Below are 13,662 nucleotides of genomic sequence, written 5' to 3' on the forward strand. Positions count from 1 at the left end.
CGCCCGCTACCGCCGTTCGAGGGCGGCCGTGGAGCCCCGTACCACCAGATGCGTCGGCAACACCCGCTGCGGGGGCTGCTCGCCCTCGGCTGCGGGGGTGGCCAGCATGCGGAACAGCAGATCGACGGCGGCCCGCGCGCCGTGCGCCTTGGGCACCGAGACCGTGGTCAGAGGTGGCGCCGCCATCCCGGCCAGGGCGATGTCGTCGCAGCCCACCACGCTCATCTCGTCCGGCACCCGCACCCCCCGCACCGCGAACCTGCTCATCAGACCGAACGCGACGATGTCGTCGAACGCCAGCACCGCGCTCGCCCCGCTGGCCAGCACCACATCGGCGGCCCCGGTGACCCCGCCATCGAAGTGCGGCGCCACGCTCCCCACCTGAACGATCTCCACCAACCCCGACGCGGCCACCGCCTCGACACCGGCCGCCCGCTCCCGCGCGGCCCACGAGCTGCGCGGCCCTCCGACGTAGGCGATCCGGCGGTGGCCCAGCGCGTGCAGATGGGTCAGCGCGTCGGTGATCCCCTCCACCAGGTCGGCCGTGACGCATCCGAACCCCGGCGCCTTGCGGTGCAGCAGCACGATCGGCTTGTCGGTGAGTTCGCCCAGCGACCCCAACTCCTCGCCGCTCAGATGCGGGGAACACAGCACGATCCCGTCCACCTGCGGGGCCAGGGTGCGGATCGCGTCCAGCTCCAGGCCCTCGTCCCGCTCGGCGTCGCTCACGAACACCGTGTGGCCGAGCCCCCGGGCCCGCGCCTGCACCCCCTTGCAGATGTCCGCGAAGAAGGGGTTCAGCAGATCCGGGACGATCACGCCCAGGTGGCCCGTGCGCCCGGTGATCAGCCCGCGCGCGGCCTGGTTGGGCTGATAGCCGAGCCGGTCGGCGGCGGCCCGGACCCGCTCGCGCGTCACGGGGCTCACCGTCCCGCCGGGCGTCAGGGCCCGCGACACGGTGGACGGGGACACCCCCGACGCCTTCGCGACGTCCCGAATCGTCACCTGCACGCCCCGAGGTTGACACCCCGTTCCACCCGCGTCAAACATCGTCCCGCCAGGCCACCACCGGGCTTCACGGTGTTAGGAACTCTTAAGACGCCCTTGTGAGACTTGCGCGGACCGGTTTTCGTACCTGTCCACGCTTGAATCGAGGCACCGTGTCTCCTTCGGAAGCCACGTCCACTTCATCCACCGCAGCCGCGTCTCCCGACTTCCTCGATCCGTCCTTCTGGGCCCGGCCGCTCGATGAGCGTGCCGCGGTGTTCGAGAGGCTGCGTGGGCTGCCGCACCCCGAATTCGTTCGGCCGCGGCTGCCCTGGGGGCCGATGGCATCCGGCTATTACGCGCTGGCGAAACACGCGGACATCGCCGAAGTGAGCCGTCGCCCTCAGGACTTTTCGTCCGAGGGCGCCACCACGATGCTGACGCCGGAGATGGAAGAGTTCTACGGCTCCATGATCACCATGGACAATCCGGAGCACGCCAGGTTACGGCGCATCGTGGCGCGGTCGTTCGGCCGCAACATGGCGCCCAGGTTCGATGCCATTGCCCGTCAGGTGGCCCGGCGGATCGTGGACGAACTCATCGAGCGCGGGCCCGGCGACTTCGTCCGCCCGGCGGCGGAGATGCCCATCGCCGTGCTCAGCACCATGATGGGCATTCCCAGCGAGGACTACGAATTCCTCTTCGAGCGGACGAACATCATCATGGGCGGGCTCGACCCCGAGGTCGCGGCCAGCCCCGAGGACGCGGCGGCCGCCGTGCTGGGCGCCCTGCGGGACCTCGGGGACTACATCGGACGGCTCCGCGAGGACCGGCTCGCCCGCCCCAGCAACGATGTCATCACCAAGCTGGTCCAGGTACAGGACGACGGAGAACAACTCACCCGCCAGGAACTGGTCTCCTTCTTCATCCTCCTCGTCAACGCCGGCATGGAGACCACCCGCAACTCCATCGCCCAGGCCCTGGTGCTGCTCACCGCCCACCCGGACCAGCGGCAACTCCTGCTGTCCGACTTCGAACGCCATGCGAAGGGCGCCGTCGAGGAGATCCTCCGGGTGGGCACCCCCATCAACTGGATGCGCCGGACCGCCACCGGCGACATCGAGATGAACGGCCATCGGTTCCGCAAGGGCGACCAGGTTTTCCTCCTCTACTGGTCGGCGAACCACGACGGACACGTCTTCGAGGATCCGTACCGCTTCGACATCACCCGGGACCCCAATCCGCATCTGTCATTCGGCGCGGTGGGGCCGCACTTCTGTCTCGGCGCCCATCTCGCCCGGATCGAGATCATCGCCATGTACCGAGAACTCCTGGCCTCACTCCCGGACATCCGCTCGGAGGGCGAGCCCATCCGCCTGGATTCCAGCTTCGTCGAGGGCTTCAAAGGTCTGAACTGCACGTTCTGACGCTAAAAGAGAGGAGGCGCCAGCGATGGCGAAGGACGAGGCGAAGCTTCTCGACCACCTCAAGTGGGTGACGGCAGAACTGCGGGACACTCGGCAGCGTCTGCGTGAAGCGGAGTCCGCCGAACCCGAGCCGATCGCGATCGTCGGAATGGCCTGCCGGTTTCCCGGCGGGGTGGAGAACCCGGACGACTTGTGGAATCTGGTGGCGGCCGGAGGCGAAGGGCTGGTCGATTTCCCGGAGGACCGAGGCTGGGATCTGGAGAACCTGTTCGATCCCGACCCGGACCGGCCGGGGACGAGTTATGCGCGCCAGGGCACCTTTCTGCGCGGCGCCGGAGGCTTTGACGCCGAATTCTTCGGGATTTCGCCGCGTGAGGCGGTGGTGATGGACCCCCAGCAGCGCGTGTTGCTGGAGGTCGCCTGGGAGACCTTCGAACACGCCGGCATCGACCCGCACGGCCTCGCGGGCAGCAGCACGGGCGTCTACGCCGGGGTGACCTCACAGGACTACATGGTGCTCACCGCCATGGCCGCCAATGACGTGGAGGGATACGCCGCCACCGGAAACCTCGCCTGTGTCCTGTCCGGGCGGGTGTCCTATGAGTTGGGGCTCGAGGGCCCGGCGGTGACCGTGGACACGGGGTGTTCGTCGTCCTTGGTGGCGCTGCACTCCGCCGTGCAGGCGCTGCGCGGTGGCGAGTGCTCGCTGGCGCTGGCGGGCGGGGTGACGGTGATGGCCACGCCGGGTGCGTTTGTGGAGTTTTCGCGGCAGCGGGGATTGGCGGCCGATGGGCGGTGCAAGTCGTTCGCGGCGGCGGCGGATGGCACGGGGTGGGGTGAGGGTGTCGGGCTGTTGCTGCTGGAGCGGCTGTCGGACGCGCGGCGGAACGGCCACAAGGTGTGGGGTGTGGTGCGGGGTTCGGCGATCAACCAGGACGGTGCCAGCAATGGGCTGACGGCGCCCAACGGCCCGTCGCAGCAGCGCGTGATCCGGCAGGCGCTCGCGAACGCGCGGCTGTCACCCGCCGATGTGGACGCGGTCGAGGCACATGGCACGGGCACCACACTCGGCGATCCGATCGAGGCGCAGGCGCTGCTGGCCACCTACGGCCAGGGGCGTGCGGCCGAGCGGCCGCTGCTGCTGGGGTCCGTCAAGTCCAACATCGGCCACACCCAGGCCGCCGCCGGAGTGGCGGGCATCATCAAGATGGTGATGGCCATGCGGCACGGGCTGTTGCCCAAGACCCTGCACGTGGACGAGCCGACGCCGCATGTGGACTGGAGCGGCGGGGCGGTCGAACTGCTCAGGGAGGCGACGGCCTGGCCGGACGCGGAGCGCCCCCGGCGGGCGGCTGTCTCCTCGTTCGGCATCTCCGGCACCAACGCCCATGTGATTCTGGAAGCGGCCACAGCACCGGCGGCGGACGTGGCGACCACCGAGCCGACGGTCCCCGGTGGCGTGGTGCCGTGGGTGGTCTCGGGGCGGTCGGCGGCGGCGCTGCGGGCCCAGGCGGAGCGGTTGGCGGAGTTCGCCGAGCAGACCTACGCCGACCCGTCCGAGGTGGGCTGGTCGCTGGCGGCGGGCCGGGCGATGCTCGACCACCGGGCGGTGGTCGTCAGCGACGACCGGGAGGAGCTGCTGGCCGGTCTGCGGGCGCTGGCCGTGGGGGCGCCGTTCGGCGGTGTGGTGACCGCGGAGCCGGTGGCCGGGGGTGCCGGTCCGGTGCTGGTGTTCCCGGGCCAGGGTGGTCAGTGGCGGGGGATGGGGGTGGAGTTGCTGGACTTCTCACCGGTGTTCGCGGCGCGGATGGCGGAGTGCGAGGCGGCGCTGTCGCCGTTTGTGGACTGGTCGCTGACGGCGGCGCTGCGAGGCGAGGGCGGGGTGGACGCGTCGCGGGTGGACGTGGTGCAGCCGGCGCTGTGGGCGGTGATGGTCTCGCTGGCTGAGGTGTGGCGCTCCCACGGCGTGGCGCCCGCGGCGGTCGTGGGGCATTCGCAGGGCGAGATCGCGGCGGCCGTGGTGGCCGGGGCGCTGTCGCTGGAGGACGGGGCGCGGGTCGTGGCGGTGCGCTCCCAGGCGTTGCGGGTGTTGTCGGGGCGGGGTGCGATGGCTTCGCTCGCGGTGGGTGCGGAGGAGGCCGAGGAGGCGATCGGCGGGCGTGAGGGTGTGGTCGTGGCGGCGGTGAACGGGCCCGGGTCGACCGTGATCTCGGGTCCGCCCGGGGCGGTGGCCGAGGTGGTGGCGGCGGTGGAGGCGGCCGGTGGACGGGCGCGGCTGGTCGACGTCGATTACGCCTCGCACGGCCCGCAGGTCGACGAGATCGCCGAGGATCTCGTGGCGCTGCTGGGGGAGATCACTCCGGTGGAAACGGCCACGGCGTTCTACTCGACGGTGACCGGTGGCCGGGTGGAGACCACGGCGCTGGACGCGGCGTACTGGGTGGAGAACCTGCGCCGTCAGGTCCGGTTCGGCACCGCGGTGGAGGCGGTCCTCGGCGAGGGGTACCGGGTGCTGGTGGAAGCCGGTCCGCATCCTGTGCTGAGCGTGGGCATCCAGGAGACCGCCCAGGCATGCGATATCGCGGTGGCCACGCTGCCCACTCTCCAGCGTGACCAAGGTGGCCCGACGCAGCTGGCCCGGGCCCTGGCCCAGGCCTTCGCCGCCGGGCTGCCCGTGGACTGGAAGACCTGGTACGGCGTGACCGCAGCCGCGCCACCCGTCCTCGACCTGCCCACCTACCGCTTCCAACACCAGCACTACTGGCTGAAGCCGGGTACCTGGGCGGGGGCCCAGGGGAAGGGCTCCCCAGAGGACGAGCGCTTCTGGAGCGCCGTCGAGAGCGGCGATCTCGCCGGGCTCGAGGCATCGCTGCGCGTGGGGGAGGACACCGCGCGACACCTGCTGGCCCCGGCGCTGCCGGTGCTGGCGGAGTGGCGTCGGCGTAGCCGGGATCAGGCCCGGATCGACGCATGGCGCTACCGGACCGCCTGGTCCGCCGTCACCGGCCTGGACGCGGCACCCCGGCTGAGCGGCACGTGGTTGCTGGTCGTCCCCGAGAAGTGGGCCGGGGACGCCGCGGTCGAGACGGTCACCCAGGCGCTCGAAGGCCATGGGGCGGAGTGCGTGCTCCTCCCGCTGGCCCCCGGGGACCAGGCGCGCGGCCCCCTCGCCGAGCGGCTGCGGCAACTGGAGGGCCGGCCCGAGATCGCCGGTGTGATCAGCGCCTTGAGCCTCGACGAGGCCGTACACCCGGAGCACCCGCATCTGCCGATGGGACTGGCCGGGACGCTCGCCCTCGTGCAGGCGCTGGACGAGGTGGACTTCGGCGGGCGCCTGTGGTGTGTGACGCGCGGCGGTGTGTCCGCCGCAGGGGACGGCGCCGTAAGCCCGGTGCAGGCCCAGGTGTGGGGTCTGGGCCGCGTGGTGGCGCTGGAGTATCCGAAGCGGTGGGGCGGCCTGATCGATCTGCCGGCGGTGGCGGAGGAGGGCACGGCGGGCCGGCTGGCCGCGGTGGTGGCCGAGGGCACGGAGGACCAGGTCGCGCTGCGCGCGGAGGGCGTGTTGGGGCGTCGCCTCCGTGCGGCGTCGGCGGGCGCGCCGGGTGAGGAGTGGCGCATCGACGGCTCCGTCGTGGTGACCGGCGGGACGGGCGGGGTGGGCGGCCGGGTCGCCCGGTGGGTCGTGGAGCGGGGCGCGCGCCATGTGATCCTGGCAGGCCGCCGGGGTCCCGCCGCGCCGGGGGCCGAGGCGCTGACGGCGGAACTGGAGGCGCTGGGCGCCTCGGTGGACGTGGTGGCCTGCGATGTCACGGACCGCGACGAGGTGGCCGCGCTGCTGGCGCGGGTGCCGGAAAAGCATCCGCTCCGTGGGGTCTTCCACGCCGCGGGGGTCGGCGACTACACCCCGGTCAGCGACCTGGACCCGGACCGGGTGGCGCAGGTGGCGGCGGCGAAGGCAGGGGGTGCGCGATGGCTCGACGAGCTGACGCGCGACATGGACGTGTCGGCCTTTGTGCTGTTCTCCTCCGGCGCGGCCAGCTGGGGCAGCGGGCAGCAGGGTGCGTACGCGGCCGCCAACGCGTACCTGGACGCGCTGGCCGAACGCCGCCGCGCCGAGGGCCTGCCGGGTCTGTCCGTGGCGTGGGGCCCGTGGGGTGAGGTCGGCATGACCGCCGGCGACGCGGTGGCGGCCTTCTTCCGCGAGCGGGGGCTGACCGCCATGGCTCCCGAGTTGGCGCTGCGGGTACTGGGCGACGCCCTGGGCCGCGGCGAGACGGCGTTGACGGTGGCCGACTTCGACTGGCGGCGATTCGCCGCGGCGTTCGCCGGGCAGCGCGTCAGCAGGCTGCTCACCGAGATTCCCCAGGCCGTCGAACTGCTGGAGAAGGAGACGCCGTCCGAGGACAGCCCGCTGCGCAAGCAACTGGCCGCGGCCGTATCGGAGCAGCGGCACCAGATGCTCACGCAGCACATCCGCGCCCTGGCGGCCGGGGTGCTGGGCCACTCGGGCCCGGACGCGATCTCCGCGACCAAGCCGTTCTTCGAGATGGGCTTTGACTCGCTGACCGCTGTCGAGCTGCGCAACCGGCTCAGCGCCAGCGCCGGGATGCCGCTGCCCACCACGCTGATCTTCGACTACCCCACCGCGGACGACCTGGCCCGTTACGTCCTCGCGGAAATCTCCGGCATCCAGACGGCCGTGACCGGCACGGTCACACCGGCCGGGGAATCGGACGAGCCGATCGCGATCGTCGGCATGGCCTGCCGGTTCCCGGGCGGGGTGAGCAGCCCCGAACAGCTCTGGGACCTCGTGGCCACGGGCCGGGACGCGATGTCGCCCTTCCCGGCCGACCGCGGCTGGCGCCTCGACACGCTGTACGACCTGGACCCCGATCGCCCCGGCACCAGCTATGTGCGCGAGGGCGGATTCCTCCACGACGCGGGCGGGTTCGACGCGGAGTTCTTCGGGATCTCGCCGCGTGAGGCGGTGGGGATGGACCCTCAGCAGCGGCTGTTGCTGGAGACCGCCTGGGAGACGTTCGAGCGCGCCGGGATCGACCACGGCTCGCTGCGCGGCAGCGACACCGGCGTCTATGTCGGCGCGACCCTCTTCGACTATCTGTCGATCATCGGGATCTCCAGCATGGACATGGAGGGCTACACCGGCACGGGCAACCTCGGCTGTGTGCTGTCGGGGCGGGTGTCGTACGTGCTGGGGCTCGAGGGTCCGGCGGTGACGGTGGACACGGGGTGTTCGTCGTCGCTGGTGGCGCTGCACTCGGCGGTGCAGGGGTTGCGTGGCGGTGAGTGTTCGCTGGCGCTGGCGGGCGGGGTGACGGTGATGGCGACGCCGGGTGCGTTTGTGGAGTTTTCGCGGCAGCGGGGGTTGGCGGCGGACGGGCGGTGCAAGTCGTTCGCGGCGGCGGCGGATGGCACGGGGTGGGGTGAGGGTGTCGGGCTGTTGCTGCTGGAGCGGCTGTCGGACGCGCGGCGGAACGGCCACAAGGTGTGGGGTGTGGTGCGGGGTTCGGCGATCAATCAGGACGGTGCGAGTAACGGCCTGACGGCGCCGAACGGCCCGTCGCAGCAGCGCGTGATCCGGCAGGCGCTCGCGAACGCGGGGTTGTCGACGGCGGACGTGGATGTCGTCGAGGCGCATGGGACGGGCACCACGCTGGGCGATCCGATCGAGGCGCAGGCGCTGCTGGCCACGTACGGTCAGGGGCGGTCGGCCGAGCGGCCGTTGCTGCTGGGGTCGGTCAAGTCCAACATCGGTCACACCCAGGCGGCTGCCGGAGTGGCGGGCATCATCAAGATGGTCATGGCGATGCGGCACGGGGTGGTGCCCAAGACGCTGCACGTGGACGAGGCGACACCGCATGTGGACTGGAGCGGCGGGGCGGTCGAACTGCTCAGGGAGGCGACTGCCTGGCCGGAGGCGGAGCGCCCCCGGCAGGCGGGCGTGTCGGCGTTCGGTATCTCCGGGACGAACGCACATGTGATCGTGGAAGAGGCTCCCCAGGAGCCGGAGGCTCCGACCGCGCCCGGCGTGGTGCCGGTCGGCGGTGTGGTGCCATGGGTGGTCTCCGGACGGTCGGCGGCGGGGCTGCGGGCCCAGGCCGGGCGGCTGGCGGAGTTCGCCGAGCGGACCGCCGCCGATGAGGCGGAGGTCGGCTGGTCGCTGGTGGCCGGCCGGGCCACGCTGGAACACCGCGCGGTGGTCGTCGGCCAGGACCGGAAGGAGCTGCTGGCCGGGTTGACGGCGCTGGCCGAGGGCGAGCCGTCCGGTGGTGTGGTGACCGCCGAGCCGGTGGCCGGGGGTGCCGGTCCGGTGCTGGTGTTCCCGGGCCAGGGCGGTCAGTGGCGGGGGATGGGCGTGGAACTGCTCGACGCCTCGCCGGTGTTCGCGGCGCGGATCGCGGAGTGCGAGGCCGCGCTGTCGCCCTTCGTGGACTGGTCGCTCACGGCGGTGCTGCGGGGCGTCGACGAGACGGCGGACATCGATCGGGTGGACGTGGTGCAGCCGGCGCTGTGGGCGGTGATGGTCTCGCTGGCGGAGGTGTGGCGCTCCCATGGCGTGGCGCCCGCGGCGGTCGTGGGGCATTCGCAGGGCGAGATCGCGGCGGCCGTGGTGGCCGGGGCGCTGTCGCTGGAGGACGGGGCGCGGGTCGTGGCGTTGCGCTCCCAGGCGTTGCGGGTGTTGTCGGGGCGGGGTGCGATGGCTTCGCTCGCGGTGGGTGCGGAGGAGGCCGAGGAGGCGATCGGCGGGCGTGAGGGTGTGGTGGTGGCGGCGGTGAACGGGCCCGGGTCCACGGTGATCTCGGGTCCGCCCGGGGCGGTGGCCGAGGTGGTGGCGGCGGTGGAGGCGGCCGGCGGGCGGGCGCGGCTGGTCGATGTGGACTACGCCTCGCACGGCCCGCAGGTCGACGAGATCGCCGAGGAGCTGGTGGCGTCGCTGGGAGACGTCAAGCCCGCCGGCACGGGGGTGGCGTTCTATTCGACGGTGACCGGCGGCCGGGTGGAGACCACGGCGCTGGACGCGGCGTACTGGGTGGAGAACCTGCGCCGTCAGGTCCGGTTCGCCACCGCGGTCGAGGCCGTGCTGGCCGACGGATACCGGGTGCTGGTGGAGGCCGGTCCGCATCCTGTGCTGAGCGTGGGCATCCAGGAGACCGCCCAGACGCTGGACCTTCCCGTGGCCACGGTGCCCACCCTCCAGCGTGACCAGGGCGGCCCGACGCAGCTGGCCCGGGCCCTGGCCCAGGCCTTCGCCGCCGGGCTGCCCGTGGACTGGAAGACCTGGTACGGCGTGACCGCAGCCGCGCCACCCGTCCTCGACCTGCCCACCTACCCCTTCCGACACCAGCACTACTGGATCGACCCCGCCACCATCGGCGGCCAGGGCGATCCCCACAGCCTCGGCCTCACCTCCGCCGACCACCCGCTGCTCGGCGCCGCCGTGCGGGTCGCCGAGAGCGAGGAGATCGTGCTGACGGGCCGGATCTCTACCGCCGGACACCCTTGGGTGGCCGATCACGCCGTGGCCGGTTCGGTGTTCCTGCCCGGCACGGCGTTCGTCGACCTCGCCGTGCGCGCGGGGGACGAGGCCGGCTGCGACCGCGTCGAGGAACTGGTCCTGGAAACCCCCCTGATCCTCCCCGAAGAAGGGGCGCTCCAGCTCCAGCTCGTCGTCTCCGCGCCAGGCCAGGACGGGAGCAGCCGAGCCTTCACCGTCCACGCGCGCGCCGAGGGCGACGACGGCGCCGACCGGCCCTGGACCCGGCACGCCAGCGGCACCCTCACCACCGGCGCCCGGCCGGACGACTTCGACTTCGCCCAGTGGCCGCCGACCGGTGCCGAGCCGGTGCCGCTGGACGGCCTCTACCCGGGCCTGGCCGAGGCGGGCTACGGCTACGGCCCGGCGTTCCGCGGCCTGAAGGCGGCCTGGCGCCGCGGTGACGAGGTGTTCGCCGAGGCCGCGCTCGCCGAGGAACTGCACGGCGACGCGGGGCGGTTCGGTCTGCACCCCGCCCTGCTGGACGCCGCGCTCCAGGCCGGCGGCATCGGGAAGGGCGGTGCGCTCGACGGGCAGCTGCTGCTGCCGTTCACCTGGACCGGAGTGTCGCTGTACGCCACCGGCGCCGCCGCGCTGCGGGTCCGGATGGTGCCCAACGGCGACGGGGTGGCCCTGAGCGTCGCGGACCCCTCGGGCCGCCCGGTCGCGTCCGCCGAGGCGGTGGTCTCCCGCCCGGTCTCCCTGCGGCAGTTGCGCCGCGGCGATGCCGAGCTCGACTCGCTGTACCGCGTCGAGTGGGTCTCCACCGAGTACGAGCCCGAGCCCGGGGTGTTCGCCGACCGTACGTGGGACGTGGTGGGCGCCGGCGGCCTCGGCCTCGAGGACCCGCTGGAACGCGCAGGACACACCGTCCGCACCAGCCGTGACCTCGCGGAGCTGGCGCGGTCCGTCGAGGACGGGACACCCCTGGCCGACCTGGTGGTGCTGGACTGCGCCCCGCTCGCCGGTGGCGGAACGGAAGCCGACCCCGGACTCGCCGACGCGGTCCACGACGAGACCGAACGGCTGCTCGGCGTCGTCCAACGCTGGCTCGGGGACGAGCGGTTCGGCGACTCCCGGCTGGCGCTGGTGACCCGCGGCGCCCAGTCGACCAGCGGCGACGAGCGCGTCGCCGATCTGGTGCACGCCCCGCTGTGGGGCCTGGTGCGCTCCGCGCAGATCGAGAGCTACGACCGGCTCGTGCTGGTCGACCTGGAGGACGGCGACCAGGACGCGGCCGGCCTGCTGCCCCGCGCCCTCGCCGTGGCGCTCGGGGCGGGCGAGCCGCAGGTGGCGGTGCGCCGCGGCGGCCTGGTCGTCCCGCGCCTGGCCCGTATCGGCAAGGACACCGCCCTCACGCCGCCGGACGTGCCCGGCTGGCGCCTCGACACAGCCCGTCCCGGCACTCCCGGCACACCAGTCGCTCCGGACCAGTTGGCCCTGGTGCCGCACCCCGAGGCGGCCGGGCCGCTGGGGGAGGGCCAGGTCCGCATCGCCGTACGGGCCGCGGGCCTCAACCCCCACGACGTCCTCCCGGGCCCGGACCCGCTTCCCGACCAGCAGCCCATGGGCGGTGAGGGGGCCGGGGTCGTCGTCGAGACGGGGCCCGGTGTCATCGGGCTCGCCCCCGGCGACCGTGTGATGGGCGTCTTCCCCCGCGCGTTCGGCCCGCTGGCCGTCGCCGACCAGGGGAGCCTCGTACCCGTCCCCGCCGGCTGGTCCTACGCCCGGGCCGCCGCCGTGCCCCTGGCCTTCCTCACCGCCTACTGCTGCCTCGCCGGGCCCGCCGAGGTCCGTGAGGGCGACGTGGTGCTCGTCCACGAGGCCGCCGGTGGCGTCGGCATGGCCGCCGTGCAACTGGCCCGGCACCTCGGCGCCGAGATCTATGCCACCGCCGACGAGAGCGAATGGGACGTCCTGCGCGCCCTCGGCCTGGACGACGACCACCTGGCCCCCTCCCGGACCCCCGACTTCGAGGACCGGGTGCGCGCCGCCACCGGCGGCCGGGGCGTGGACGTGGTGCTGAACTCCCTCGCCGAGGAGTTCACGGACGCCTCGCTGCGCCTGTTGCGCGACGGCGGCCGGTTCGTGGAGCTGGGCCGGACCGACATCCGGGATGCCGCCCAGGTGGCAAGCGCCCACCCGGGCATCGGCTACCGGGTGTTCACGGGGGCCGATCCGCGACGGGTCCGCGCGCTCCTCACCGAGGTCGTGGGCCTCATGGAGCGGGGCGTGCTGCGTCATCTGCCCCTACGGACCTGGGATCTGCGGCTCGCCCCCGACGCGTTCCGGTATCTGAGCCGGGCCCGGCACACCGGCAAGGCCGTGCTGACCCTCCCGGCGCCCCTCGATCCCGAGGGCACCGTGCTGATCGTCGGCGGCACCGGCACGATCGGCGGCATGCTCGCCCGCCACCTGGTCACCACCCATGGCGTTCGCCACCTGCTGGTGACCGGCCGGCGGGGTGGCGAGGCGCCCGGCGCGGACGCGCTGCGCGAGGAACTGTCCGCTCTGGGGGCGGAGGTGACCATCGCCGCCTGCGATGCCGCCGACCGCGACGCGCTGGCGGCGCTGCTCGCGGACATCCCCGCCGAGCACCCGCTGACGGGCGTGATCCACGCCGCCGGCGTGGTGGACGACGGCACCGTCCCCTCCCTCACGCCCGAGCAACTGCACACCGTGCTGCGGCCCAAGGTGGACGCGGCGGTCAACCTGCACCAGCTGATCCGTGAAGACGATCTCGCGGCGTTCGTGATGTTCTCCTCGACGGGCGGCCCGGGCGGCGCCGCGGGCCAGGGCAACTACGCGGCGTCGAACGCCTTCCTCGACGCCCTCGCCCAGGACCGCCGGGCCGCCGGGCTGCCTGGTCAGTCGCTCGCCTGGGGCCACTGGGAGCAGAGCAGCGGCATCACCGGCACCCTGGGCGAGCGCGACATCGCCCGCATGGAGCGCTCCGGTGTGCGCGCGCTGTCCTCCGACCAGGGTCTCGCCCTGTTCGACGCGGCCGGGCGCCGGCCCGAGAGCCTGCTGATGCCCGCCCGCCTCGACCCGGAGGTACTGCGGGACCTCGCCGGCGCCCAGGTCCTGCCCCGCATCCTCAGCGGCCTGGTGCGGGCGGCACCCGCCCGGCGCGCCACCGCGGCGGCGCAGTACGCGGCCGGGGACGCCCAGCCGATGGCGGAGCGCCTGGCGGGCATGTCCGCCGCCGAGCAGGGCCGCACCCTGCTGGACCTGGTGCGCCGCAACGTGGCGGCGGTGCTCGGGCTCGGCGACGTCCTCGCCGTCGACCCGGCGCGGCCCTTCAAGGAGATCGGCTTCGACTCGCTGACCGCCGTCGAGCTGCGCAACCGGCTCAGCCAGGCCACCGACACCAAGCTGCCCTCCACTCTCGTCTTCGACATCCCCACCCCGGCGCTGCTCGCCGAGCACCTGCGCGAACAGCTCGTCTCCGAGGGGCTGAGCGGGGCGGAGGCCCTTGTCCAGGAACTGGACCGGCTGGAGGAACACGTCGACCTGCTCGCGGACGACACCGAACGGGACACCGTGACAGCCCGGCTCGAGGCGCTGCTGACACGGTGCCGCCAGAAACCCGCGGCGGAGAGCAACGGCGTCGCGGAGCGGCTCCAGGACGCCTCGGCCGACGAAGTCCTGCAATTCATCGACTCCCACCTGGGAAGGGCCTGAAAGAGGACC

Annotated in this window: 3 protein-coding genes and 1 pseudogene; 3 read left to right on the forward strand and 1 reads right to left on the reverse strand. The window is 73.2% G+C overall.

Annotated elements, in window-relative coordinates; translation table 11 throughout:
* Nucleotides 1–6: 6 nt before the first annotated feature.
* A complete protein-coding gene (locus tag ABTY62_RS38830; protein ID WP_352134076.1) occupies nucleotides 7–1,011 on the reverse strand; it encodes a LacI family DNA-binding transcriptional regulator in 1,005 nt (334 codons plus the stop codon).
* A gap of 317 nt (nucleotides 1,012–1,328) precedes the next feature.
* Between ABTY62_RS38830 and ABTY62_RS38835 the strand changes: the two genes are divergently transcribed.
* The 3 genes and pseudogenes from ABTY62_RS38835 to ABTY62_RS38840 all read left to right on the forward strand — a co-directional run bounded on the left by ABTY62_RS38835 (nucleotide 1,329) and on the right by ABTY62_RS38840 (nucleotide 13,653).
* Entirely contained in the window at nucleotides 1,329–2,414 is a 1,086-nt protein-coding gene (locus ABTY62_RS38835) for a cytochrome P450 (protein ID WP_352134077.1), read from the forward strand.
* 25 nt (nucleotides 2,415–2,439) lie between these two features.
* Nucleotides 2,440–2,520: pseudogene (locus ABTY62_RS47625) on the forward strand (polyketide synthase docking domain-containing protein); the annotation flags it as partial.
* Nucleotides 2,515–13,653, forward strand: coding sequence for a type I polyketide synthase (locus tag ABTY62_RS38840; protein WP_502997605.1), 11,139 nt, complete (start codon nucleotides 2,515–2,517; stop codon nucleotides 13,651–13,653). The pseudogene ABTY62_RS47625 and the gene ABTY62_RS38840, both read left to right, overlap by 6 nt.
* Nucleotides 13,654–13,662: the final 9 nt, after the last annotated feature.

The sequence above is a fragment of the Streptomyces sp. NPDC097640 genome (genome assembly GCF_040302705.1).
In the GTDB taxonomy this organism is placed as follows: Bacteria; Actinomycetota; Actinomycetes; order Streptomycetales; family Streptomycetaceae; genus Streptomyces.

What these genes read in the sequence shown, in the direction of transcription:
- ABTY62_RS38835 (WP_352134077.1), top strand. Translation starts at nt 1,329, where the DNA reads ATGGCATCCGGCTATTACGCGCTGGCGAAACACGCGGACATCGCCGAA.